The organism is Streptomyces sp. NPDC053513, assembly GCF_044544765.1.
In the GTDB taxonomy this organism is placed as follows: Bacteria; Actinomycetota; Actinomycetes; order Streptomycetales; family Streptomycetaceae; genus Streptomyces; species Streptomyces litmocidini.
In genome coordinates, this window is the sequence record NZ_JBITXP010000020.1 from 1 (window position 1) to 21986 (window position 21986).

The 21986-nt window shown below is 74.2% G+C and carries 16 protein-coding genes; 9 read left to right on the forward strand and 7 right to left on the reverse strand.

The genetic code is table 11. From position 1 onward, the window contains the following. The 3 genes from ACIGW4_RS27805 to ACIGW4_RS27815 form a co-directional block, all read right to left on the reverse strand. On the reverse strand, nt 1-4047 hold a 4047-nt coding region (locus tag ACIGW4_RS27805), incomplete at its 3' end, for an amino acid adenylation domain-containing protein (protein WP_399583427.1). Nucleotides 4048-4384: 337 nt separating this feature from the next. Next, complete coding sequence (locus ACIGW4_RS27810; protein WP_399583430.1) at nt 4385-7087, reverse strand: ABC transporter permease; 2703 nt, start codon at nt 7085-7087, stop codon at nt 4385-4387. Next, nucleotides 7081-7833, reverse strand: coding sequence for an ABC transporter ATP-binding protein (locus tag ACIGW4_RS27815; RefSeq protein ID WP_398712264.1), 753 nt, complete (start codon nt 7831-7833; stop codon nt 7081-7083). Before ACIGW4_RS27815 ends, ACIGW4_RS27810 begins: the two co-directional genes overlap by 7 nt. 446 nt (nt 7834-8279) lie before the next feature. On the opposite strand from ACIGW4_RS27815, the gene ACIGW4_RS27820 reads away from it, so the two are divergent. The 8 genes from ACIGW4_RS27820 (at nt 8280) to ACIGW4_RS27855 (ending at nt 15631) form a co-directional block, all read left to right on the forward strand. Continuing rightward, complete coding sequence (locus tag ACIGW4_RS27820; protein WP_398712194.1) at nt 8280-9296, forward strand: methyltransferase; 1017 nt, start codon at nt 8280-8282, stop codon at nt 9294-9296. Then, a complete protein-coding gene (locus tag ACIGW4_RS27825) occupies nt 9293-10480 on the forward strand; it encodes a tryptophan 2,3-dioxygenase family protein (RefSeq protein ID WP_399583433.1) in 1188 nt (395 codons plus the stop codon). The genes ACIGW4_RS27820 and ACIGW4_RS27825 overlap by 4 nt, the downstream gene beginning before the upstream one ends. A gap of 121 nt (nt 10481-10601) precedes the next feature. After that, nucleotides 10602-11753 (forward strand): enduracididine biosynthesis enzyme MppP, encoded by a 1152-nt coding sequence (mppP, locus tag ACIGW4_RS27830; protein ID WP_260174512.1) that lies wholly within the window; start codon nt 10602-10604, stop codon nt 11751-11753. Then, nucleotides 11753-12931 (forward strand): aminotransferase class I/II-fold pyridoxal phosphate-dependent enzyme, encoded by a 1179-nt coding sequence (locus tag ACIGW4_RS27835; protein WP_399583436.1) that lies wholly within the window; start codon nt 11753-11755, stop codon nt 12929-12931. Before mppP ends, ACIGW4_RS27835 begins: the two co-directional genes overlap by 1 nt. Beyond that, nucleotides 12928-13725, forward strand: coding sequence for an enduracididine biosynthesis enzyme MppR (gene mppR, locus ACIGW4_RS27840; protein WP_359588501.1), 798 nt, complete (start codon nt 12928-12930; stop codon nt 13723-13725). Before ACIGW4_RS27835 ends, mppR begins: the two co-directional genes overlap by 4 nt. A gap of 34 nt (nt 13726-13759) precedes the next feature. Then, nucleotides 13760-13972 (forward strand): MbtH family protein, encoded by a 213-nt coding sequence (locus tag ACIGW4_RS27845; RefSeq protein WP_123455799.1) that lies wholly within the window; start codon nt 13760-13762, stop codon nt 13970-13972. Further along, entirely contained in the window at nt 13972-14817 is an 846-nt protein-coding gene (locus tag ACIGW4_RS27850; protein WP_123455798.1) for an alpha/beta fold hydrolase, read from the forward strand. Before ACIGW4_RS27845 ends, ACIGW4_RS27850 begins: the two co-directional genes overlap by 1 nt. A 25-nt stretch (nt 14818-14842) precedes the next feature. Next, a complete protein-coding gene (locus ACIGW4_RS27855) occupies nt 14843-15631 on the forward strand; it encodes a polyprenol monophosphomannose synthase (protein ID WP_399583440.1) in 789 nt (262 codons plus the stop codon). Nucleotides 15632-15679: 48 nt separating this feature from the next. Here ACIGW4_RS27855 and ACIGW4_RS27860 read toward each other — a convergent pair whose 3' ends face one another. The 4 genes from ACIGW4_RS27860 to ACIGW4_RS27875 are packed head-to-tail and all read right to left on the reverse strand — an operon-like array spanning nt 15680 to nt 21370. After that, entirely contained in the window at nt 15680-16330 is a 651-nt protein-coding gene (locus ACIGW4_RS27860; RefSeq protein WP_093873670.1) for a thymidine kinase, read from the reverse strand. Nucleotides 16331-16372: 42 nt separating this feature from the next. Beyond that, a complete protein-coding gene (locus tag ACIGW4_RS27865; protein WP_398712203.1) occupies nt 16373-17578 on the reverse strand; it encodes an alkaline phosphatase family protein in 1206 nt (401 codons plus the stop codon). Further along, entirely contained in the window at nt 17578-18174 is a 597-nt protein-coding gene (locus tag ACIGW4_RS27870; protein ID WP_123455795.1) for a DUF5998 family protein, read from the reverse strand. Before ACIGW4_RS27870 ends, ACIGW4_RS27865 begins: the two co-directional genes overlap by 1 nt. 40 nt (nt 18175-18214) lie before the next feature. After that, nucleotides 18215-21370, reverse strand: coding sequence for a GNAT family N-acetyltransferase (locus ACIGW4_RS27875; protein WP_399583443.1), 3156 nt, complete (start codon nt 21368-21370; stop codon nt 18215-18217). Between the two features lie 186 nt (nt 21371-21556). Between ACIGW4_RS27875 and ACIGW4_RS27880 the strand changes: the two genes are divergently transcribed. Continuing rightward, the gene (locus ACIGW4_RS27880) at nt 21557-21838 is read left to right on the forward strand and encodes an HPr family phosphocarrier protein (RefSeq protein WP_015036698.1); all 282 of its coding nucleotides are present in this window, start codon (nt 21557-21559) and stop codon (nt 21836-21838) included. Nucleotides 21839-21986: the final 148 nt, after the last annotated feature.

The following is a 21986-nucleotide window of genomic DNA, read 5'->3' on the forward strand; positions in this document are numbered from 1 at the left end:
GGCGGCCCGGCCCCGGGCCCCCCGGGCGGGGGGCGGGGGGGGCCCCGCGCCGGGGGGGGGGCGGGGGCGGGGGGGCCGGGGGGGGCGGGGCGCCGGGGGGGGGGGGCGGGGGGGGGGGCGCCCCCCCCCGCCACACAGGACGGACTCCAGGTGGGGCAGCGCGGCCGGGTCGAGCACCGGCAGGACGGTCGGCGGGCCGGTGACGGCGTCGGCGTCGGCCTCCCGCAGCTGCTCGACGAGTTCGGCGCCGCTGTAGGTCCCTGCGGTGACGGGGGCGACCAGCGTGGCACCGCCCGCGAGGGCGCTCAGCAGGACGAGCGAGGCGGCGTCGAAGCTCATGGGGGCGAGCTGGTAGATCCGGCTGCCGGGGCGCACGTGCAGGGGGACGATCGTCTCCACGGTGTTGACCATGGACCGGTGCTCGATCATGGTGCCCTTGGGCTTTCCGGTCGAGCCCGAGGTGTAGACGGTGAGGAGGAGGTCGCGGGGGCCGCCGGGGTCGGGCGGGGCGGTCGCCGGCCGGGCGGCGACGGCGGGCCACTCCTCGTCGAGCAGGACGAGGGGGGTCGTCGTGCCGGCGAAGACGCCGAGGTGCCGGCCGTGGGTGAGGACCACCGCCGGGCGCGCCTCCTCCAGGATCGCGGCGGTGCGCGCGGCGGGGTAGTCGGGGTCGATCGGTACGTACGCGCCGCCGGCCTTGAGCACGCCGAGGACGCCGACGACCAGGTCCGGGCCCCGTTCCACGGACACCCCGACGAGCACGTCCGCGCCGACGCCGAGGTCCAGCAGGTGGTGGGCGAGCCGGTTGGAGCGCTCCTCGACCTCCGCGTAGGTGAGCCGGTGCTCGCCGCGCTCGACCGCGACGGTGTCGGGCCAGCGGGCGGCGCGCTCGCTGATGATCCGGTGCATGCGCCGCTCGATGGAGTACGCGGAGGGGGCGGCCACGCCCCACTCGCCGAGGATGAGCTCCCGTTCGGCGGCGGTCAGCGCGGTCACGTCGCCGACGCTCGGCGCGGTCCCGGCGGCCAGCCCGTCCAGTACGGTGATCAGGCGTGCGGCGACCCGCTCCACGGTGGCCGGATCGAAGATCGTCTCGTCGTAGAGCAGCCGCATGACCGGCGACTCGTCGGGGAACACGCTGAGCGCCAGCGGGTGGTTGGTGGCGAACTCGACGTCGAAGGCGCGGACGGCCGTCCGGTCGAACGGGTAGTTCTGGAAGACCACGGCGGTGTGGAACAGCGCGGAGCCGGGCGCCACGTCGGCGAAGGACTGCACGCGGTTCAGCGGGGCGTAGCCGAACTCCCGTGCCGCGGCCTGCTCGCGCTGGAGCTCCTCCAGCCAGGGCAGGATCCGCGCGTCGTCGTCCACCCGGACCCGGACGGGCTGGGTGTTGATCATCATGCCGACCATCGACTCGACGCCGGGCAGCTCCGCCGGCCGCACCGCCGTGCTGGTGCCGAAGCAGACGTCGCGCTCGCCGCCCAGGCGCGCGAGCAGGATCGCCCACGCCCCCTGGACCAGGGTGTTGGTGGTGAGCCCGGTGCGCCGCGCGTACGCCGAGACCCGCGCGGCCGTCTCCGCCGGGACCGTCACCTGCACCGACCGCCTGGCCGCGGGCCGGTGGCCCTCGGGCGGCTGCCGGTCGCCGGGCACGGCCACGGGGGTCGTGAAGCCGGCCATCCGGCCGCGCCAGTAGGCGTCGGCGGCGTCCAGGTCCTGGTCCGCGAGCCAGTGCACGAAGTCCTCGAACGGCGGCCGCTGTCGCACCGGTTCGCCGCGGTATCCGTCGAGGACGTCCTGCAGCAGCTCCGCGGAGCTCCAGCCGTCGGTGAGCACGTGGTGCATCGTCCAGACGAGCCGGACGGAGTCCGGGCCGAGCCGCACGATCGTGACCCGGCTCAGCGGGGCCCGGGTGAGGTCGAGGCCGGCGGCGCGGTCGGCGTCGAGCAGCTCCCGCAGCCGCGCGGGGTGCTCCGCCTCCGGCAGGGCGCTCCAGTCGAGGTGGGTCACCGGCAGCACGACCCGGTCCCTGACGAGCTGTACGGGCTCCTCGACGTCGGCCCAGCGGAGCTCGGTGCGGAGCACCGCGTGGCGTTCCGTGGCCTCCTGCCAGGCCCGGCCGAGGCGGTCGGGGTCGGTGACGTCGCCGAGCCGGGCGACGAACTGGATCAGGTGCAGCGCCGGGTCGTCGAGCATGAGGGCGTCGAAGAGCATGCCGCTCTGCAGGGGGGTCAGGGGGTAGCCGCCGGCGCGCGGGGGGCGGTGCGTGGCCGTCGGCTCCTCGTCGAGCCGGGTCGCCGCGGCGGCCAGCGCCTCGACCGTCGGGTGGGCGAAGACGTCGGCCGTGCGCAGCACGAGCCCCGCTGCCCGCGCCCGCGCGACGCACTTCATGGCCAGCACGGAGTCGCCGCCGAGGGCGAAGAAGTCGTCCCTCGTGCCGATCCGTTCGAGGCCGAGCGTCTCGGCCCAGATCGCCGCGAGCGCGCGTTCCGCGTCCGTGCGCGGCGCGCGGTGGGGCTCGGCGCCGTCGGCCGGGGGGTCGGGGAGGGCGGGCCGGTCCACCTTGCCGTTGGCGTTGACCGGCAGCCGGTCCATCCAGACGACGCGCGCGGGCACCATGTAGGCCGGCAGGCGTTCGGCCAGCCGGTCGAGCAGCTCCCGTTCGGGGAGGGGGCTCGGTCCGGTCGGGTAGGCGACGAGGCTGCGCGTCGGGCCGTTCTCCCGTACGACCACGACGGCGTCGGTGACGCCTGCGCAGTCGCGCAGCGCGGCCTCGATCTCGCCCGGTTCGATCCGGAACCCCCGGATCTTGACCTGGTGGTCGGTCCGGCCGAGGAACTCGATGAGCCCGTCCTCGGTGAGGCGCACCCGGTCGCCGGTGCGGTAGAGGCGGTCGCCGGGCGCGAACGGGCTGGCGACGAAGCGCTCGGCGGTCAGCGCGGGGCGTCCGAAGTAGCCGCGGCCCGTGCCCTCGCCGGACAGGTACAGCTCGCCGGTGCCGCCCGCGTCGACGGGGCGCAGGCGCTCGTCGAGCACGTACGCCTCGGTGTCGTCGAGGGCCGTGCCGATCACCGCGGGCCGGGTGGGCGCCCCGCCCGGGGGCGTGCGGTGCGTGGTGGCGAAGACCGTGCACTCGGTGGGGCCGTAGCCGTTGACGACCGTGGTGTCGGGGCAGGCGCGCCGCACCCGGTCCACGGCGGCCGCCGACGGGGCTTCGCCGCCCGCCCACACCTCGCGCAGCCCGGCGAAGCAGTCGGGCTGCTCCTCGGCGAAGAGCCGGAACAGCGTCGCCGTCAGGAACACCGCGTCGACGGGGTGTTCGGCGACGAGCGCGGCCAGGCCCGGGGCGGTCAGCTCCGGGGGGCCGATGACCACGCAGCCGCCGTTGAGCAGCGGCAGCCAGACCTCGTACGTGGAGGCGTCGAAGGCGAGCGGGGCGTTGAAGAGCGTGCAGCGGCCGAAGGCGGCGCGCATGTGGGGTTCGCGGGCCAGCGCCGTGATGTTGCGGTGGGTGATGGACACGCCCTTGGGCAGGCCGGTCGAGCCCGAGGTGTGGATGACGTAGGCGAGTCGCTCCGCGTCGACGGTCACGCGCGGGGCGTCGGGGCGCCGGGCCGTGTCGGCGCCGTCCACGAGGAGCACGGGCACCCCGGCGGCCGCCGCCCGCCCGGCGGTCGACCGGTCGGCGATCAGCACGACCGCCCCGGTCTCGGCGAGCGTCCAGCGGATCCGCTCGTCGGGGTGGCTCTCGTGCAGCGGCACGTAGACCCCGCCCGCCTTGAGGACGGCGAGCAGGGCGACGACGGTCTCCGATGAGTGGCCCGAGCGGCCCGTCAGCAGGCCGACCCGCGACTCGGCGGCGACTCCGGCGGCGACGAGGAGGTGGGCCAGGTGGTTGGCGCGCTCGTCCAGCTCGCCGTACGTGAGGGTCCTGTCGGCGTCGACGACCGCGGGCTCGTCGGGGTTCCGGCGGGCGTGCGCGGCGACGAGGTCGTGGACGGCCCGGTTCTCCGGGACGGCGGGTGCGTTGCCGAAATCGTGGGACATGCTCGACCCTCCACTGGAGACGCGTGGGGCGCGGATCTGTTCGACGGTCGAGCTTGGCGTGCGAAGGCGGGGCGGCTCCACGTTCTTGAGCGGTGAGGAAACTGCCCGCTCGACGGGGCCCCGGGGGGCGCGAAACGGACGGGGCGTGGCCGGAGGCGCGCGAGAGGGCCGGGGCGTGGCCCGAGGCGCGCGAAACGGATGAGGCCCCGGCCCGATGTACGCGAAACGGATGAGGACCCGGCCCGAGGCGCGCGAAACGGGTGCGGCGTGGCCGGAGACGCGGGAAACGGGTGAGGCGTGGCCGGAGCCACGCCTCACCCGCGACGGCGGTCGTACGTCACTCGGGCCGGGCGATCGCCTCCACGGCCGGGGGCCGCAGGGCGAGCCGGGCCGGCAGCATCACGGCGGGCCAGGCGATCGCCGCGGCCGCGGCCACGATGCCCAGGTAGAGCAGGGGCGGGATCGAGGGGAACACCGAGTGCCGGATGGCGTAGCTCATCCCGATCAGCGACGGCAGCGCGGCGATCGTGCCGACGACGACGGCGGAGAGCACGATGATGCCCGCCTCCCGGCGCATCATCGCCCTGACCTGGGCGGTGCGGGTGCCGACGAGGCGCAGCAGGGCGAACTCGCGGCGCCGTGAGATCGTCGCCATGACCAGGGTGTTGACGACGGCGATGGCGAGGTAGCCGAGCAGGACGGCGTTGAGCACGAGGCTGATCCCGCCGTCGCCCCCGCCGTCGGTCGGTGCGGCGGTGACGGCCCCGGCGTCGCTCACGCGCAGCGTCGGATACGGCTTCAGCGCCTCGGTCAGCTCCGCCTCCCGGTCGGAGTTCACCATCAGCCACTGGTCGAGCCGGTCGGTGGTGTGCGCGACGACCACGTCGTGGGGGAGCGTGACGTCGCCGAAGCCGAGCCCGTTCTCGTAGACCGCGACCACCCGGGCCTTCTCGACGGTGCCGTCGCCGAGGTGCACCTCGACGCGGTCGCCCACGTCGGCGCCGACCGTGCCGGCCACGAGGCGGCTGAGGGCGACCGTGGATCCGGTGAGGCCGTTCAGATCGCCGCGCAGCACGCCCAGGTCCAGGGTGTCCGGTACGGCCGCGGGGTCGACGCCCTGCGCCGTGGAGACCCGGTACTGGACGCTGTCGCCGTCGGGCCAGGTGAGGATCGTGGAGGTCCGGGCGACCCGGCCGACCGTGCGGACGCCGGGGACGCGGCGGAGCTCCTCGGCCAGGTCCGGTGAGATGCCCGCGCCGACGGAGGTCACCACGTGGTCGGCGATCACGCCGTCGACGGCCTGGTCGTGGGCGGTGGCGGCGAGCGTCGTACCGCTGAAGAGCTGTGCGGACGCCATGGTCACGCCCATGATCAGCGGGGTGGTGGCGGCGCTGACCCGGCGGGCCCGGGCCCGGGAGTTGGCGATGGCGAGGAAGCGGGTGACCTCGCCCGGACGGCGGCCGAGCAGCTTCGCGACGCCGCCGAACAGTTTCGGTCCGAGCAGGCCGACGGCGATCACCAGGACCAGGGCGGAGCTGGCGGCGCCCTCGATCGCCGCCTCGCCGGGCAGCACGATCGGCAGGACGACCGCCACGGCCAGGCCCGCGGGCACGAGCAGCACCCCGAGGGAGAGCCGGAACCAGCCGAGCTTCTTGGGCTCGACCGCCACGTCGCCGAGCGCCTCGACGGCGCTGACCTTCGCGGCGCGGCGGGCGGCGAGCCAGCCGCCGATCCGGGCCGCGAGGACACAGATCAGCAGGGAGAACAGCAGCGGCAGCGGTGTGATCACCAGGGAGAATCCGGGCGGCAGCGCACCGGCCGCGGTGAACACGGTGTGCAGCAGCATGGCGAGCAGGACGCCGGGGACGGCGCCGAGGACGGCCCCGATCCCGCCGACGAGCACGGCCTCGCCGCCGATCATGCGCAGCACCTGCCGGGGGGTGGCGCCGACGGCCCGCAGCAGGGCCAGTTCGCGGCGCCGCTGCTGCACCGACAGCGCGAGCGTGCCGGCGACCACGATGATCACGAGGAGGATCATGGTGGCGCCGAACGCGCTGGCCACCTCGATGACGAACGCCCGCATCTGCCCGACGTCGAGCGTCTCGACGTCGCTGCGGTCGTCGCCGGTGTACGTGACCACCCCGGGCACGGCCTTCTCGATCCGGTCGGCCAGGTCGTCCGCACCGGTCCCCTTCGCGGCCAGCACCCCGACCGCGTCGACCGTGCCGGCCGGCCCGCGGAGTCGCGCCGCCCGGTCGTCGGTGAAGAAGACCGCCGACTGCCGGGCGAACGGGGCCGCGGGCTCGGCGACGCCGCTGACCCGGTACGAACCCGGTGCCGAGCCGGTCACCAGCGTGACGGTGTCTCCCGGGGCGAGCCCGGCCCGCCGGGCGAGGTCGCCGTCGAGCACGACGTCGTCGGCCGCTCGCGGCGGGTTGCCCGAGCGCAGCGTGAACGGCGTGAGCACCGAGGCGGACCAGCCGTGTCCGTACACGGGCGGGCCGTCGAGGACGGAGCCCTTCCCGAGGACGGTGGTACGGACGCTGACGTCCCCGACGGCGGACTCGACGCCCTCGACCGCGGCGACCTTCGCGACCGTGCCGGCGGGCAGTCCGACCCGCTCGGAGAGCCGCGGGTCCGTGTCGCCCTCGACGGACATGGCCTGGTAGCCGCCGACGACCACGGCCGCCCCGTGGTACCGCTCGGCCGGGGCTCCCGAGCTGATGCCGGTCTCCAGCAGCACGCCGCAGGCGGTGATGACGGCGGAGCCGACCGCGACGGCGATCAGCACGGCCGCGAAGCCGCCCTTGCGGCCGCGGATCGTGCTCCAGGCCAGCGAGAGGTTCCGGCGCGAGAGCGTGCGGACCTTCTTCCTGGCCTTCTCGGCCTTCTTCGCCTTCTTGGCGCTCCTGGCCTCCTCCTCCCTCCTGGCCTTCTCCGTCCTCCTGGCCTCCTTGGCCTCGTCCGCCCTCCTGGCCTTCTCCGCCTTCTTGGTGGGCGGGGGATCCGCCGCCCCGGCCCCGCTCCCGCGGCTCACCACTCCCCCAGCCTGGTCATCCGCTCGGCCACCTTCTCCGGCGTGGGCGCGACGAGTTCGCCGGCCAGCCGGCCGTCGGCCAGGAAGGTCACCGAGTCCGCGTGGGAGGCGGCCACCGGGTCGTGGGTCACCATCACCACGGTCTGGCCGGTCCGGTCGACGACCCCCCGCAGCAGTTCCAGGACCTGCTTGCCGGTCCGTGTGTCGAGCGCGCCGGTCGGCTCGTCGGCGAAGATCACGTCGGGCCCCGTGATGAGGGCGCGGGCGACGGCCACGCGCTGCCGCTGGCCGCCGGAGAGCTGTCCGGGATAGCGGTCGCCCATGTCGGCGAGCCCGACGTTCGCCAGCTCGGCGCGCACCCGGTCGGTGGGGACGGGGGTGCCGGCCAGCCGGAACGGCAGGCCCACGTTGTCGGCGACGGTGAGGGAGTCGAGCAGGTTGTAGGCCTGGAAGACGAATCCGACCCGTTCCCTGCGGATCTCGGTGAGCTGTTCCTCGTTCAGGCCGGCCAGCCGGGTGTCGCCGAGGGTCACGCCCCCGTTCGTGGGTCTGTCGAGGCCCGCCGAGCAGTGCAGGAAGGTGCTCTTGCCCGAGCCGGAGGGACCCATGACGGCGAGGAACGTCCCTCTCGGCACGCCCATCGTCACGTCGTTCAAGGCTGTGACCGCGTTACGGCCGGAACCGTAGGTTTTTGTCACGGATTCCAATAAGAGAGCATACCTGCCAGCCACTGCACACCCTTTCCCCATTTTGCGGAACGGTACCGTTCGGCGCGCCGTCCGATCAACCGGATCCGGCGGGAAACCGATTTCGAGCCGAGGCTCGAACACGCGCGAATACCGCCCCCACCTGTGGACTTTTCTTTCGAGCCGGATTCCCCCGCCCGACCGCGTGGCCGGATCCCGACGCCCGCCGGGCGCCGGGCACGGTCCGCCGCCCCCGGGCCTCGGTCGCCCCGCTCCCGGACCGGGACGGAGCAGGAGGCCCGAGGGTCCGCCCCGAGCTGGGGGTTTCACTCTGCGGGCAACAAGATGGCCGATCCGCCACGCACACCGAAATACTTCTCGACGACCCGGCGGATTCTTCGCCACCGGGTAATGGGCGCACCGCGCCCGAAGATCTCGGCGGCCGCGTCGACAATTCGCCGCGCCGATGAAGGCCTGACCGTTTCCTTGCATCGATGGGCAGCGAAAAAATGATTCCTGCGAATCTGGAACGCGCCGTCTACGGAATGTACGCCACCCACGCCCTGCGCGTCGCGGACAGGCACGGCGTCTTCGAGCACCTGACACGACACGGCGGCGACAGCGCCGAGAAGATCGCGGCCGCCCTGGCCGTGGACGAGGACACCCTGGAGCGGCTCCTGCTGGTGCTGTCCTCCTTCGGCGTCCTCGACGCGGAGGACGGGCGCTACGCCCTCGCGGCGGACGTGCGGCCCTACGTCGACCGCGAGGACCCGCGCTACCTGATGGGGTTCGTCGGCCACCTGGTCGACGACACCGCCGACCGGTTCGGACGACTCGACGGCTACCTGCGCGCGGGCAAGGCCGAGACCGACCGGGACGCGCCGGCTCCGTTCGAGTCCCTCTACCGCGACGACGAGTCGGTGGGCCGCTTCCTGGACGCGATGTGGGGCCTCAGCCACCATGTCTCGCACGAGCTGGCCGCCCTGGCCGAGCTGGGCGACTCCCGGCGGCTGATCGACGTCGGCGGAGCGAGCGGCCCCTTCTCGGTGGCCGCCCTGCGGGCCCATCCCCTGCTGCGCTCGACCGTGTTCGACCTTCCCCAGGTCGGTCCGCACCTGGCCGCGCGGGCCGTCGAGCACGGACTCGACGACCGGCTGGACTTCACGGCCGGGGACTTCTTCCGCGATCCGCTGCCGGCCGGCGACTGCTTCGCCTTCGGCTACATCCTGTCCGACTGGGACGACGAGACCTGCGCGGCACTGCTGCGCAAGGCCCATGAGGCCTGCCTCCCCGGCGGCCGGGTCCTGATCATGGAGCGGCTCTTCGACGACGACCGCGGCGGCCCGCTCGCCACGGCCGTCATGAACCTCTCCATGCACGTCGAGACCGAGGGCCGGCACCGTACGGCGGCCGAGTACCTGGAGCTGCTGCGCCGCGCCGGCTTCGCGGACGGCACCGTGCGGCGCTCCGGCGGCGACAAGCACCTGATCATCGGCCGGCGCACCGGGAGCGAGGCCGGGCGGTGAACGCCGTACGCTCCCTCGCCCCGGCCCGCTCGCGGGAACTTCCCGCGTCCTGCGCCGAGTTGGCCGACCTGCTGCACCGCACGCCCCTCGCCGAGCTGCCCGAGGAGGAGGCGCTCCGGCTGTCGGAGCGCCACGACGCGGCCGTGGCCGGACCGGACACCGACGAGAACGAGATCCTGCGGCTCCTGACCCGGACGTTCAGCCGGCGCCTCGACATACCCGAGTACTACCGGTACACCGGGCTGCACGTGACCGGCTGGTACCTCGCCCGGCGGGAGAAGCGGCGGGAGGACCCGTACGAGGCGGGCCTGCTGCTCCTGCACGCCCTCGTGACCGACCTGATCGCGCTGGAGGAGCGCGAGGCCGGGCTGCACGAGACGACCGTCGAGGAGGGCGCGGAACGCGTGCGCCGCCTGGAGGCCGTCCTCGACCACCTGGGCGGGTCCCCGCTCGGCCCCGACCGCACCATGGCGAGCGCCGAGCTGGTCCGGCTCGCCGACCACGACGACGTGCTGGTCCGCGACCTGCTCGTGGTCAACCGCTGCTCGGGGTTCCGCCGTTCGGACAAGCACGACGAGCACATGTTCATGCGCTCCGTGCAGGCCTGCGAGATCCTCTTCTTCCTCGTCCGCTGGGCCGCGCGCCGCGCCACCGAGGCGATCGGCCGCGACCGCGCCGCGTACGCCCTGCGCATCGGCCAGTTCGCCTCGGCGGCCGAGCTCCTGAACGTCGTCTTCCACGCGCTGCGGACGCTGACCCCGGAGCTCTTCATGGGCTTCCGGGAGGCGACCGGCAGCGCCAGCGCGGTCCAGTCGCTCAACTACCACCTGATGGAGCTGGTGGTGTACGGCTACGACGAACGGAAGACCGAGACCTACGGGCGGTTCGCGCACCTGGCCCCGGTCGGCAGTCCGCTGCTGCGCGGGTTCGCGTCCCTGCGGGACGCCGCGACCGGCGCCGGCGACGCCGACGTCCGCGAGGCGTTCGAGGCGGGCGAGGCCCCGCTGCACGTCTGGCGCGGCCGGCACTACGGATTCGGACGTCGTTATCTGCCGGAGATGACGGGGTCCGGCGGCACCGAGGGTGCCGGTTACCTCAAACGCTTCGTCGGAAAAGCCGGACTGGCCTCCGGTGACCGTATCGACGATGCCGAGCAGTTGCTCACCCGGTTCGCCTTCTGCTGACGGAGGTCACTCCGCCGACGGAGGTCACTCGATTCCTATCCCGGCGCCCGAGCGCCGGTGAGTCCCGGCATCTGCCGTGGCTCCAAGCACGCTTCGCCCGCCACTCGTTCAAGGGGTGCTTGTGAACAGAATTCTGCCGAAAGTCTCCGCGGAGAACCTGACCCAATTCGAGACCCTCGCCCTCGCCAGTCCGATGAACCTGGCGGACGGCCACGCGCGCCAGCACCTCACGGCCGCGCAGGGCAAGATCGTCTCCGAGCTGCCGGACCTGTGGGCCGAGGCCGTCCTGCGGCCGGTGGACGAGATCGAGCGGGAGGCCGCCGAGTCGTTCTTCGGCATGCTCGGCCAGCACGGCCATCCGTTCGCCGCCGGGCGGACGCTGAGCTGCTACTCGTCCTCCGTGGCCATGGAGATCCTCGCCCGCTCGCTGGTCACCACGACCGACGCGGTGGCACTGATCCACCCCACCTTCGACAACATCCCCGACATCCTGCGCGGGGTCGGCCTGCGGCTCGTACCGGTCGAGGAGGACCGGGCCCACGACGAGGACCTGCCGGCCGAGCTGCTCGAAGAGGTCGGCTGCGTCTTCATCACGACGCCGAACAACCCGACCGGCCGGGTGATGAGCGAGGACCGGCTGCGCAGGCTCGCCGGGCAGTGCGCCGAGCACGGCGTGGTGCTGGCCCTGGACACCTCGTTCCGGGGATTCGATCCCGCCGCGCAGTTCGACCACTACGCCGTGCTCGACGCGAGCGGCTGCCGCTGGGTGGTCATCGAGGACACCGGCAAGCTGTGGCCCACGCTCGAACTCAAGATCGGCTGGCTGGTCCGCTCGGCCGAGGTGGACCTGCCGATCGAGAAGATCCACTCGGACATCCTGCTCGGCACCTCGCCGCTGGTCCTGCTCCTGGTGAAGCGGTTCGCGGACGACGGGGCGGACGGCGGCCTGGCCGAGCTGCAGCGCACGATCGCCGACCACCGGGCCCTGGTGCGCGCCGCGCTCGACGGCGTGCCCGACGTCTCCTTCGTCGACGAGCACGCCCGGGTCAGCGTGGAGCGCCTGCACGTGGGCTCGCGGCTGGGCATGGACGTCTGGTCGGCGGTCCGCTCCCGGAGCCTCTACGTGCTGCCCTGCCAGAAGTTCCACTGGGCGAGGCCGCAGGAGGGCGAGCGGATGCTGCGCCTGGCCCTCTCGCGCGACCCGTCCACCCTGCTGGCGAGCGCGCGGGTGCTGCGCTCGGCCCTGCTGGACACGGCGGAGTTGCAGGGCTGATGCTTCGACCGCACACGGCGGCCCCGCCGCTCCCGCACGCCCGATGGTGGCGTGCCGGGGTGGTGCAGGCCGTCTCCCCGCCCGGTGTCGTCGACCTGGAGCCCGGCTATCTCGAACCGGGCCTGCTGCCGGTCGACGAGGTGCGTCCGCTCTACGCGGAGGCCCTCGCCGAGTTCGGTCCCGCGGCGCTCGGTTACGGCGCCAACGCCGGAGCCGAGCCGCTGCGCGCCCTGCTGGCCGCCCGGCACGGCTGCACGGCCGACGAGGTCATGGTCACCGCCGGCACCTCCCAGGCGCTGGCCCTGTTGTGCACCGTCCTCGGCCGCCCCGGCCGGTCCGTCGTGGTCGAGCGCACCAGCTACGACCTGGGTCGGATGATCATGACCGACCACGGTCTGCGCCTGCGCGAGGTGGACGCGGACGGTGAGGGCGTCCGGCCGCGGGCCCTGGACCTGGCCCTCGCCCAGGACGACGACGTGGCGTTCGTCTACCTGACGCCGACGTTCCACAACCCGACCGGCACGGTCGCGGGCGAGGCCCGCCGCCGGGAGCTGCTCGCCGTCGCCGCCCGGCACGGCGTGCCGGTCGTGGAGGACGACGCGTACGCGGAGCTGGGTCTGGACCGCGTCGCCCTGCCGCCCTCGCTGGCCGCGCTGGCCGGGCGGCGGGGCGTGATCCGGCTCGGTTCGTTCTCCAAGACGCTCGGGCCGGGCCTGCGGCTGGGCTGGCTGGAGGCCGAACCGGCCCTGATCGAGACGCTGACCGGCCGTGGTCAGCTGGTCAGCGGCGGAGCGCTCAACCATCTGACCTCGATGGCCGTGACCATGCTCCTAGGGGACGGCCGCTACGACCGGCGCCTGTCGTGGCTGCGCGAGGGACTCCGGCTGCGACGCGACACCCTCGTGGCGGCCCTCCGGGCCGGCCTGGGCGAGTCGGTGACCGTCGACTGCCCGGCCGGCGGTTTCTTCCTCTGGCTGGACTTCGGCCCGCGGCGCGACGAGGCGGCTCTGCTCGCCGCGGCCGGCCGGGCGGGCGTCGCGGTGGCGCCGGGCTCCCGCTACGGCAGCGCGGCCGGCACCCATCTGCGGCTCGCCTACAGCCTCAACTCCCCCGACCGTCTGGCGGAGGCCGCCGCGCGGCTCTCCGCCGCCTGGAGAACCGAGGAGACCCTCCGATGACCAGTTCCGTCCTCAGCCGCCTGCGCGGCTACAGTCTTCCGCTCTCCCCCTCCGGCACCTCGGCCATGCTGACTCCCCCGCCGTGGCACTTCTCCGGCGAGGTCGTCATGGTCGACTACCGCGTGGACCCGGTGGCGGCGGCGGCGTTCCTCCCGCCCGAGCTCGACCTCGGCGCCGATCCGGGGCGGGCCGCCGCGGTCTTCGCGCACTGGCAGTGGTGCTCGGAGCCGGGGACCGAGCTGGCCGATCCGGGCACCAGCCAGTTCGGCGAGTTCCTGATCCTGCTCGCCTGCGAGTACCGCGGCCGTCCCCTGGCCCGCTGCCCGTACGCCTGGGTCGACCAGCCCGTGCCGCTGCTGCGCGGCTGGGTGCAGGGCATGCCGAAGCAGTTCGGCGAACTGCACCAGACCCGGCCGATGCGCGTCGGCAGGGCGGGGCCCCTGGGCTCGGCCGCGGGCACGTACCACGGCACCGCCTCGACCGGCGGCCGCCGGTTCGTCCAGGCCTCGGTGAACGTGACCGCTCCGGCCGCCGAACCGCCGGCGCTGCACACCGTGCCGCTGGTGCACACCCGGGTCCAGCCGTCCTGGGTCGACGGGGAGGAGCCGCCCGTGGAGCTGGTGACCTCGACCGTCACCGGCGTCGAGTTCTCCGAGGTGTGGTCGGGCGACGCGCACCTGGAGATGTTCGACGTGCTCGACGCGGACTTCGCCTCGCTGCGGCCGGTCTCGGTCGGGCGCGGCCACGTCTTCGGATACGCCGAGACGCTCGTCTCCGGCCGCCCCCTCACCTGACACCCCTCCGGACCTCCTCCAGAAGGAACAGAAGATGACCAATCCGTTCGACGACCCCGACGCGACCTTCAAGGTGCTCGTCAACGACGAGGGACAGCACTCGCTCTGGCCCGCCTTCGCCGCCGTTCCCGAGGGGTGGCGGATCGCGCTGGCCGACACGGACCGCGCGGCCTGCCTCGCGTACGTCGAGGAGCACTGGACCGACATGCGCCCGAAGAGCCTGGCCGACCGCATGGCCGCGCGCTGATGGGCGTCGCGACCGTCGGCGGCGTACGACTGCACTACGACGACGTCGCCGGCCCGGCGGGCGGGGAGCCGGTCGTCCTGGTCATGGGCGCGGGCGGTCGCGGACGGGCGTGGCACCTCCACCAGGTACCGGCGCTCGTCGCGGCCGGCCATCGGGTGATCACGTACGACTCCCGGGGCGTGCCTCCCAGCGACCCCGGCGGGGCGGGGCTGACGGTCGGCGATCTCGCGGCCGACCTGGCGGCGCTCATCGAGCACCTGGACGCCGGGCCCTGCCGTCTGGTGGGGACCTCGCTCGGCGCGCACGTGGTGGAGGAACTGCTGCTGTCCCGGCCCGAACTGGCCACCGCCGCCGTGCTGATGGCCACCCGCGGCCGCGACGACCGGCTGCGCGCGGCCGCCGCCCGGGCCGAGATCGAGCTGCTCGACTCCGGCATCACGCTGCCGCGGAGGTACCACGCGGCCCTGCAGGCGATCCAGAACCTGTCCCCGCACACCCTCAACGACGACATCGAGGTGTCCGACTGGCTGGCGGTGTTCGAGCAGTCGCTGTCCGCCGGCCCGGGGCTGCGGCACCAGCTCGCCATCACGCCGGACCCCGGCCGCCTCGCGGCCTACGCCACGATCACCACGCCGTGCCTGGTCCTGGCCTTCGCCGACGACCTGGTCACGCCCCCGCACCTGGTCGCCGAGGTGGCCGAGGCCATCCCCGGCGCCGTCCACCGCCTGATCGACCGCGCGGGCCACTACGGGTACCTGGAGCGCCCGGAGGAGGTCAACCACCAGATCCTCGAGTTCTTCCGCCGCGTTCCGGCCCGCCCCCGCGCCCGGGTCACCAGCCCCTGAACCGTTCCCGACCGAGGAGCCGCCGATGGCCGTCGTGCCCCCGAAGACCGTGGTCGTCGTGCCGACCTACAACGAGCGGGACAACCTGCCCGTGCTGGCCGCTCTGCTCGCGGACCTGCCGGTGCCGAACCTGCACCTGCTCGTGGTCGACGACGACTCGCCCGACGGCACCGGCGAGGTCGCGGACAAGCTCGTCGCCGAGGCGCCGGACACCGTCGGCGTGCTGCACCGCCGCACCAAGGACGGCCTCGGCCGCGCCTACCTCGCCGGGATGGCCCGGGCGCTGGACGAGGGTGCCGACGTCGTGGTCCAGATGGACGCCGACCTCTCGCACCCGGTCTCGGCGCTCCCGGTCATGCTCGACACGCTGCGGACGGAGGACGCCGCCGTCGTGATCGGGTCGCGCTACGTGGCCGGCGGCTCGACCGCCGCCGAGTGGCCCCGGTCCCGCAGGGCCCTGTCGGCCTGGGCCAACGCCTATGTGAACGCGATCCTGCGGCTGGGTCTGAAGGACGCCACCGCCGGCTTCAAGGCGTGGCGGGCCGAGACGCTGCGCGCGCTCGACCTGGACTCCGTGCACAGCAACGGGTACTCCTTCCAGGTCGAGATGAACCACCGGGCCGTCACCCGGGGGTTCACCCTCCTCGAAGTGCCCATCCACTTCGAGGAACGCGGCCGGGGCACGTCGAAGATGGACCTGCGGGTCCAGCTCGAATCCGCCCTCACCCCGTGGCGGCTGCGCTTCGGCGGGCCCGTGGGGCGGTCCGGGGCGGGCAGCGGGAACGGCGGGCCCGCGCGGGTCGGTCCGAGGTGAACGACGGGCCCGGCCGAGACCTCACGGCCCGGGTCGCGCCCGGACGGGTCAGTCCGAGGTGACCGGCAGCACGTCGGGCGAGAGGGCCCCCGCCCGGGCGGAGGCCGAGGTGGCCCGGCGGCGGTGGTGCCGGCGGCAGAGGACCTCGTAGCCGATCTCCTCGGCCGGACGGTTCACGTCCCCGACGACGACCTGCTCGCCCTCGACGACCATCTCGCCGCCCACTGTACGGGCGTTGTGCGTGGCGCGGGCGCCGCACCAGCACAGCGCCTCGACCTGGAGCTGCTCTATCCGGTCCGCCAGCTCGATCAGCCGCTGCGAGCCCGGGAACAGCTTCGTGCGGAAGTCCGTCGTGATCCCGAAGGCGAAGACGTCCAGGTCGAGGTCGTCGACGATGCGGGCGAGCTGGTCGATCTGCTCCGGGGCGAGGAACTGGGCCTCGTCCACGATCACGTAGTCGGCCTTGCCGCCCTGGGAGAGCTGGGTGACGAGGTACGCGTACAGGTCCATGTCCCGCGGCGCCTCGACCGCCTCCGTCACCAGGCCGAGCCGGGAGGACAGCTTGCCCTCGCCCGCCCGGTCGTCGCGGGTGAAGATCACGCCCTGCAGCCCCCGCGCGTCGCGGTTGTGGGCGATCTGGAGCGCCAGGGTGCTCTTCCCGCAGTCCATGGTTCCGGAGAAGAAGACCAGCTCGGGCATGACGGAACGGGGACCTTTCGGGTCGTGGGGAAGGATCGGGTGTCAGGAGCGGACTTCGAGCAGCGGGACGAGCTGCTCGGCGGGGGTCATGGACCCGTGCATGCCGGCCATCGCGGACTCGTTGGGCTCGTTGACGGAGGCGGTGATCGCCACGTCGTCGTGGGCCGCGACGACGACGTCGCCGATCCGGCCGTACACCCGCTCGTCGACCTCGGCGCCGAACCAGCCGAGGGAGATCGCCTCGTCCCGGCTCGCCACCCAGAACTGCTCGCCGACGACCTCGCGCCAGCAGGTGAGGACGTCCGCCTCGGCGCCGGGCACGGCGTAGACGTGGCGGGCCCGGCCCTCGCCGCCGAGGAGGGCGACGCCCGCGCGCAGCTCCCAGTCCTCGTCGAAGTCGATGCGGTGCTGCTCGTCGAAGGGGATGTCGACCATGCCGTGGTCGGCCGTGACGTACAGGGCCGAGCGGGACGGCAGCTGTTCGGCGAGCCGCTGCACCAGCCGGTCGACGAACATCAGCTGGCCGCGCCAGGCGTCGGAGTCGATGCCGAAGCGGTGGCCGGCGCCGTCGAGTTCGCTGTAGTACGTGTAGACCAGCGAGCGGTCGCCGGCGGCGAGCTGCTCGGCGGCGAAGTCCATGCGCTCCTCGCCGGAGAGCCGCCCGTGAAACGTTCCGCCGCTGAGCGCGACCTTGGTGAGCGGGGTCTGCTCGAAGATCGGGGACGACACCTGGGCGGTGTGGATCCCGGCCTCGTGGGCGAGCTGGAAGACGGTGGGGTACGGCTGCCAGACCCGCGGCGAGGTCCACGGCTTCCAGCGCAGCTGGTTCATCAGCTCGCCGGTCTCCGGGTTGCGCACGGTGTAGCCGGGCAGGCCGTGCGTCCCGGGGTGGCGGCCGGTGCCGACGGAGGCGAGCGAGGTCGCGGTGGTGGCGGGGAAGCCGGCGGTGACCGGACGGCCCGTGCCGCCCCGCGAGGAGCCGAGGAGCGAGGTCAGGTACGGGGCCTCGTCCGGGTGCGCCTTGATCTGCTCCCAGCCGAGCCCGTCGATCAGGAAGACGCAGTTCCGGTCGGCCGGGGCCAGCTCGGCGATCCGCGCCTCGAAGCCGGGCACGTCCTGGCCCGCCACGAGCGTCGGCAGCAGGTCGCCCAGCGAACCGGAGGCGTACTCGGGCACCGGGGCGGTCTCCGGCGCGAGCGGGACCGGGTCGTCGGGCCAGCCGTGGGTCACGGCGGTCGGCTGCGCCATCAGCGGGTGGGCGCGGCGGTCGCCGCGATGGCTTCGGAGAGGGCCTGGGCGAACGCGAGGGTCTGCCGGACGGTGTCCGGGCCGTCGCCGGCGTCGCTCACGCGCAGGCTGAGGTCGTCGGCGGTGGCGTTGCCGGTGTAGCCGTGGTCGGCGTCGCAGTTGGGGTCGCCGCAGGCGGCGGGCTCCAGGTCGATGCGGGAGACGGCGCCCCAGCCGATGGTGAGGACCACCTCGCGGGGCAGCGTGCCCGGGGTGTACGACTCGGGGTTGGCGACGACGCGGCTGACGACGACCGAGGAGATCCGGTCGAGCTTCACGGACTCGGTGGAGGTGGTCGCGTACGGCGTCGGGGAGCTCGTGTCGGCGGCCTGCTCGTCGGTGTGGCTGACGATGAAGCGGTGCGGCGTCAGGACGAGGACGGTGACGTGGCGCCGGACCTCGTTCGCGTCGAAGGTGGTCTCCTGGTGGACCACGTACGACGTGATGGCCTCGCCGCCGACGGCGGCCTCCACCGCCTCGGCCACGAGGGCCGGGTAGTAGCCGCTGCGCTCGATCGCCGCGCGCAGCCCCTGGGTCGTCGTACCGCTCTTTGCCATGGGCTCCATCCTACGGGGCGGAGGGGCCCCCTCAGGCCCGTCAGTAACGCGGCAGGCTCCGCGGCCCGAGGTCGGTGCGGGGCGCGGGCGGGGCCAGCCGGACGGTCGCGCCGAGGACGGAGAGCCCTCGGGGTGCCACGACCACCGGCTCCAGGGAGACCGCGACCACCTCGGGGTGGTCGTCGACGAGCCGGGAGACCCTCAGCAGCAGCTCCTCCAGGGCGGGGGTGTCGACCGGGGCGGAGCCGCGCCAGCCGAAGAGCAGCGGGGCGGTGCGGAGGGAGCGGACGAGCTCGGCGGCGTCCCGGTCGGTGGCCGGGACCAGCCGGTGGGCCGTGTCGCCGAGCAGCTCCGAGGCCGCGCCCGAGAGCCCGAAGGAGAGGACGGCGCCGACGGCCGGGTCGATCGCGGCGCGGACGACGGTGTCGACGCCCCGGGGCACCATCGCCTGGACGACCGGCTGGAGCTCCTCCGGCTTGCCGAGCACCTCGGTCAGCTCGGCGTACGCCGTGCGCAGCTGCTCCTCGGTGGCGAGGTCCAGCCGGACGCCGCCGAGGTCGGGGCGGTGGCGGAGGTGGGGGGCGGTCGTCTTGAGCGCGACGGGGTAGCCGAGCCGGGCGGCGGCCGCGACGGCGGCGTCGGGGGTGGGCGCGGGCAGGGTCGGCAGGACGGTGATCCCGTACCGGCCGAGCAGCGCCCCGGCGTCCTCGGTGTCGAGGGTCACACCGCGCGCGTCCACGTCCTCGGCACCGAGGACCCCTTCGATGAGCGCGGCGGCCCCGCCCTCGTCGATGTCCTCGTACTCGGGCACCCGCCCGGGATCGGCGGCCTGCCGCCGCCACTGCCCGTACCGCACGGCCTCGGCCAGGGCCCGCACGGCCCGCTCGGCGGCGGGATAGGCGGGGATGGCGACGTGCGGCACGGGCGCGGGGGGCTCGGGAGCGGCGGGGCCGGACGGGGCGGTGGGGCTGGACGGGGTTCCGGGGCCGGACGGGGCGGTGGAGCCGGACAGGGCTGTGGAGCCGGACGGGGCTCCGGGGCCGGACGGGGACGCGGAGGTGGTCGTGCCGGGGCCGTCCCAGGAACCAGGGGCCGCGCCGGGGGCCGGCGGGAGGGCCGTTCCCGGGGTGTCGGCGGCGCGGTTCGGGCTCGCCGCGGGCGCCGGGCCGGACGCCGCCGCACGACCCGCGCCGGTCCCGGCGGCGGAACCGGCGGACCGGGGCTCGGGCCCGGGCCCCTCGGCCCCGGAGCCGGCCGGGCGGGCGCCGGACGGGCCCGCGGCCCGCCCCGGCGCCGCCGGCCTCGTGCTCGTCGCCACCGCGAGGGCCTCCGCGAGGCCGCCCATCTCGACGTGGACGACGACGACCGGCTTCGTCGGCGCGGGAGCCGAGGCGACGGCCTCGCGGAGGGCGGCCGCGAGCACCTCGCCGTCGCCGAACTCGGTGGCCCCGTCCTCACCGACCCAGGGGATCGCGTTGACGACGACCGCGTCGGACGTCTCGTCGGCGAGCGCCGCCGCGAGCGCGTCCCGGAAGTCCCCCGGGACCGCCGCCGTCGTGAGGTCGAGCGGCCGCAGCGGGCGCAGCCCCTCGGTCAGGCAGGCGTCGTACGTGAGGAGGCCGAGCGACTCGGAGTTGCCGAGGATCGCGACCCGGGGCCCGGCGGGCAGCGGCTGGGACGCGAGGAGCAGTCCGGCGTCGACGAGCTCGGTGACGGTGTCGACGCGGATCACCCCGGCCTGGCGGAGCAGCGCGGAGACCGTGGCGTGCGGGATGCGGGTGACCGGCACCCGGTGGCCGGGCGGGGCGCTGCCGCTGTGCCGGGCGCCCTTGACGACCACGACGGGCTTGACGGCGGCGGTGCGGCGGGCGAGCCGGGTGAACTTCCGCGGGTTGCCGATCGACTCCAGGTAGAGGAGGACGACGTCGGTGCCGGGGTCGTCGTACCAGTGCTGGAGGAAGTCGTTGCCGGAGACGTCGGCGCGGTTGCCGGCCGAGATGAAGGAGGAGAGCCCCGCGCCGCGCCGGTGCAGTCCGGCGAGGAGGGCTATCCCGATGGCGCCGGACTGGGTGAAGAGCCCGATCCGCCCGGCCCCCGGCATCTGCGGGGCGAGGGAGGCGTTGAGCCGGACGTCGTCGGAGGTGTTGATGATCCCGAAGGCGTTGGGGCCGATGATCCGCATCCCGTACGAGCGGGCCTGCCGTACGAGCTCGCGCTGGCGCTCGCGCCCGGCGGCCCCGCTCTCGGCGTATCCGGCGGAGAGCACGACGAGGCCGCGCACCCCGTGTTCGCCGCAGTCCGCGACGGCCTCGGGCACCCGTTCGGCGGGGACGGCGACGACGGCCAGGTCCACGGGTTCGCCGATGGCGCCGACGGAGGGGTGGGCGGGGACGCCGTCGAGCTCGGTCTCTCCGGTGAGCGCGGCGTTCACCGCGTACACCCGTCCCGTGAAGCCGGCGCCGAGGAGGTTGCGGAGCACGGTCCGGCCGACGCCGCCCGGCGCGCGTCCGGCGCCGACGACGGCGACGGAGCGGGGGGTGAGGAGGCGCTGCACGGAGCGGGCCTCGGCGCGCTGCTCCCGCGCGCGCTGGACGGCGAGGGAGCGGTCGGTGGGTTCGAGGTCGAGGTGGAGGCGCACGGAGCCGTCCTCGAAACTGCGCTTCTGGGTGTAGCCCGCGTCGGTGAAGACCTTGATCATCTTGGTGTTGGCGGGCAGCACCTCGGCGGCGAAGCGCCGGATGCCCCGCTCCCGCGCGACCGCCGCGATGTGTTCGAGGAGGGCGGAGGCGACGCCCCTCCCCTGGTGCGCGTCCTGGACGAGGAAGGCGACCTCGGCCTCGTCGGCCGGGGACGAGGCGGGCATCCCGCGGGCGTCGATCCGGTCGTAGCGGACGGTGGCGATGAACTCGCCGCCGACGGTCGCGGCGAGCCCGACCCGGTCCACGAAGTCGTGGTGGGTGAAGCGGTGGACGTCCTTGGCGGACAGGCGCGGATAGGGGGCGAAGAAGCGGTAGTACTTCGACTCGTCCGAGACCTGCTCGTAGAAGCTGACGAGCCGGTCGGCGTCGTCGGCCGTGATGGGCCTGATGCGCGCGGTGCCGCCGTCGCGGAGCACCACGTCCGCCTCCCAGTGGTCGGGATAGGCGTGCTCCGGTGGGGCCTGTGGTGCCGGTGGCTGCTCCGACGCGCTCTGCATGGGGCCAGACTACGGCCGCGACACGACCGGGGCACCGGTCGCGCGCGGGGTGCGGGCGATGCAAGGTGTTGCAAGGTAGGGAGGGCCGAAGGGCGGCCCGGTGCGGGCCGGAGGTCCGACGTGAGCACCGCGCAACCCGTGAGAGACTGGTCTAGACAACCCGCTTGAGACTTGAAGGGCAACACCATGGCTGAGCGCCGCGTCAACGTCGGCTGGGCCGAGGGCCTGCACGCCCGCCCCGCGTCCATCTTCGTCCGTGCCGCCACGGCTTCCGGCGTGCCGGTGACGATCGCCAAGTCCGACGGCACCCCCGTGAACGCCGCCTCCATGCTCGCGGTGCTCGGCCTGGGTGCACAGGGCGGCGAGGAGATCGTTCTCGCTTCGGAGGCCGACGGCGCCGAGGCCGCGCTCGACCGCCTGGCGAAGCTGGTCGCCGAGGGCCTGGACGAGCTGCCCGAGACCGTCTGACCCCCGGTCCCCGTACGACGAATGGCCGTGGCCGCCGCAAATCCGGCGGCCACGGCCCATCGCTTTTCCCGGACCGTGTTTCGGACCGCGCTTTAGGACCGCACATACGGACCGCGCAACGGACGGGACAAAAGGTAAGAATACGGGC

Bases quoted from the DNA above. Each gene is read 5' to 3' on its own strand.
- ACIGW4_RS27855 (WP_399583440.1), top strand. From the start codon at position 14,843: ATGGCCGTCGTGCCCCCGAAGACCGTGGTCGTCGTGCCGACCTACAAC.
- mppR (WP_359588501.1), top strand. From the start codon at position 12,928: ATGACCAGTTCCGTCCTCAGCCGCCTGCGCGGCTACAGTCTTCCGCTC.
- ACIGW4_RS27880 (WP_015036698.1), top strand. From the start codon at position 21,557: ATGGCTGAGCGCCGCGTCAACGTCGGCTGGGCCGAGGGCCTGCACGCC.
- ACIGW4_RS27860 (WP_093873670.1), bottom strand. From the start codon at position 16,330: ATGCCCGAGCTGGTCTTCTTCTCCGGAACCATGGACTGCGGGAAGAGC.
- ACIGW4_RS27870 (WP_123455795.1), bottom strand. From the start codon at position 18,174: ATGGCAAAGAGCGGTACGACGACCCAGGGGCTGCGCGCGGCGATCGAG.
- ACIGW4_RS27865 (WP_398712203.1), bottom strand. From the start codon at position 17,578: ATGGCGCAGCCGACCGCCGTGACCCACGGCTGGCCCGACGACCCGGTC.
- ACIGW4_RS27835 (WP_399583436.1), top strand. From the start codon at position 11,753: ATGCTTCGACCGCACACGGCGGCCCCGCCGCTCCCGCACGCCCGATGG.
- ACIGW4_RS27845 (WP_123455799.1), top strand. From the start codon at position 13,760: ATGACCAATCCGTTCGACGACCCCGACGCGACCTTCAAGGTGCTCGTC.
- ACIGW4_RS27820 (WP_398712194.1), top strand. From the start codon at position 8,280: ATGATTCCTGCGAATCTGGAACGCGCCGTCTACGGAATGTACGCCACC.
- ACIGW4_RS27815 (WP_398712264.1), bottom strand. From the start codon at position 7,833: ATGGGGAAAGGGTGTGCAGTGGCTGGCAGGTATGCTCTCTTATTGGAA.
- ACIGW4_RS27850 (WP_123455798.1), top strand. From the start codon at position 13,972: ATGGGCGTCGCGACCGTCGGCGGCGTACGACTGCACTACGACGACGTC.
- ACIGW4_RS27875 (WP_399583443.1), bottom strand. From the start codon at position 21,370: ATGCAGAGCGCGTCGGAGCAGCCACCGGCACCACAGGCCCCACCGGAG.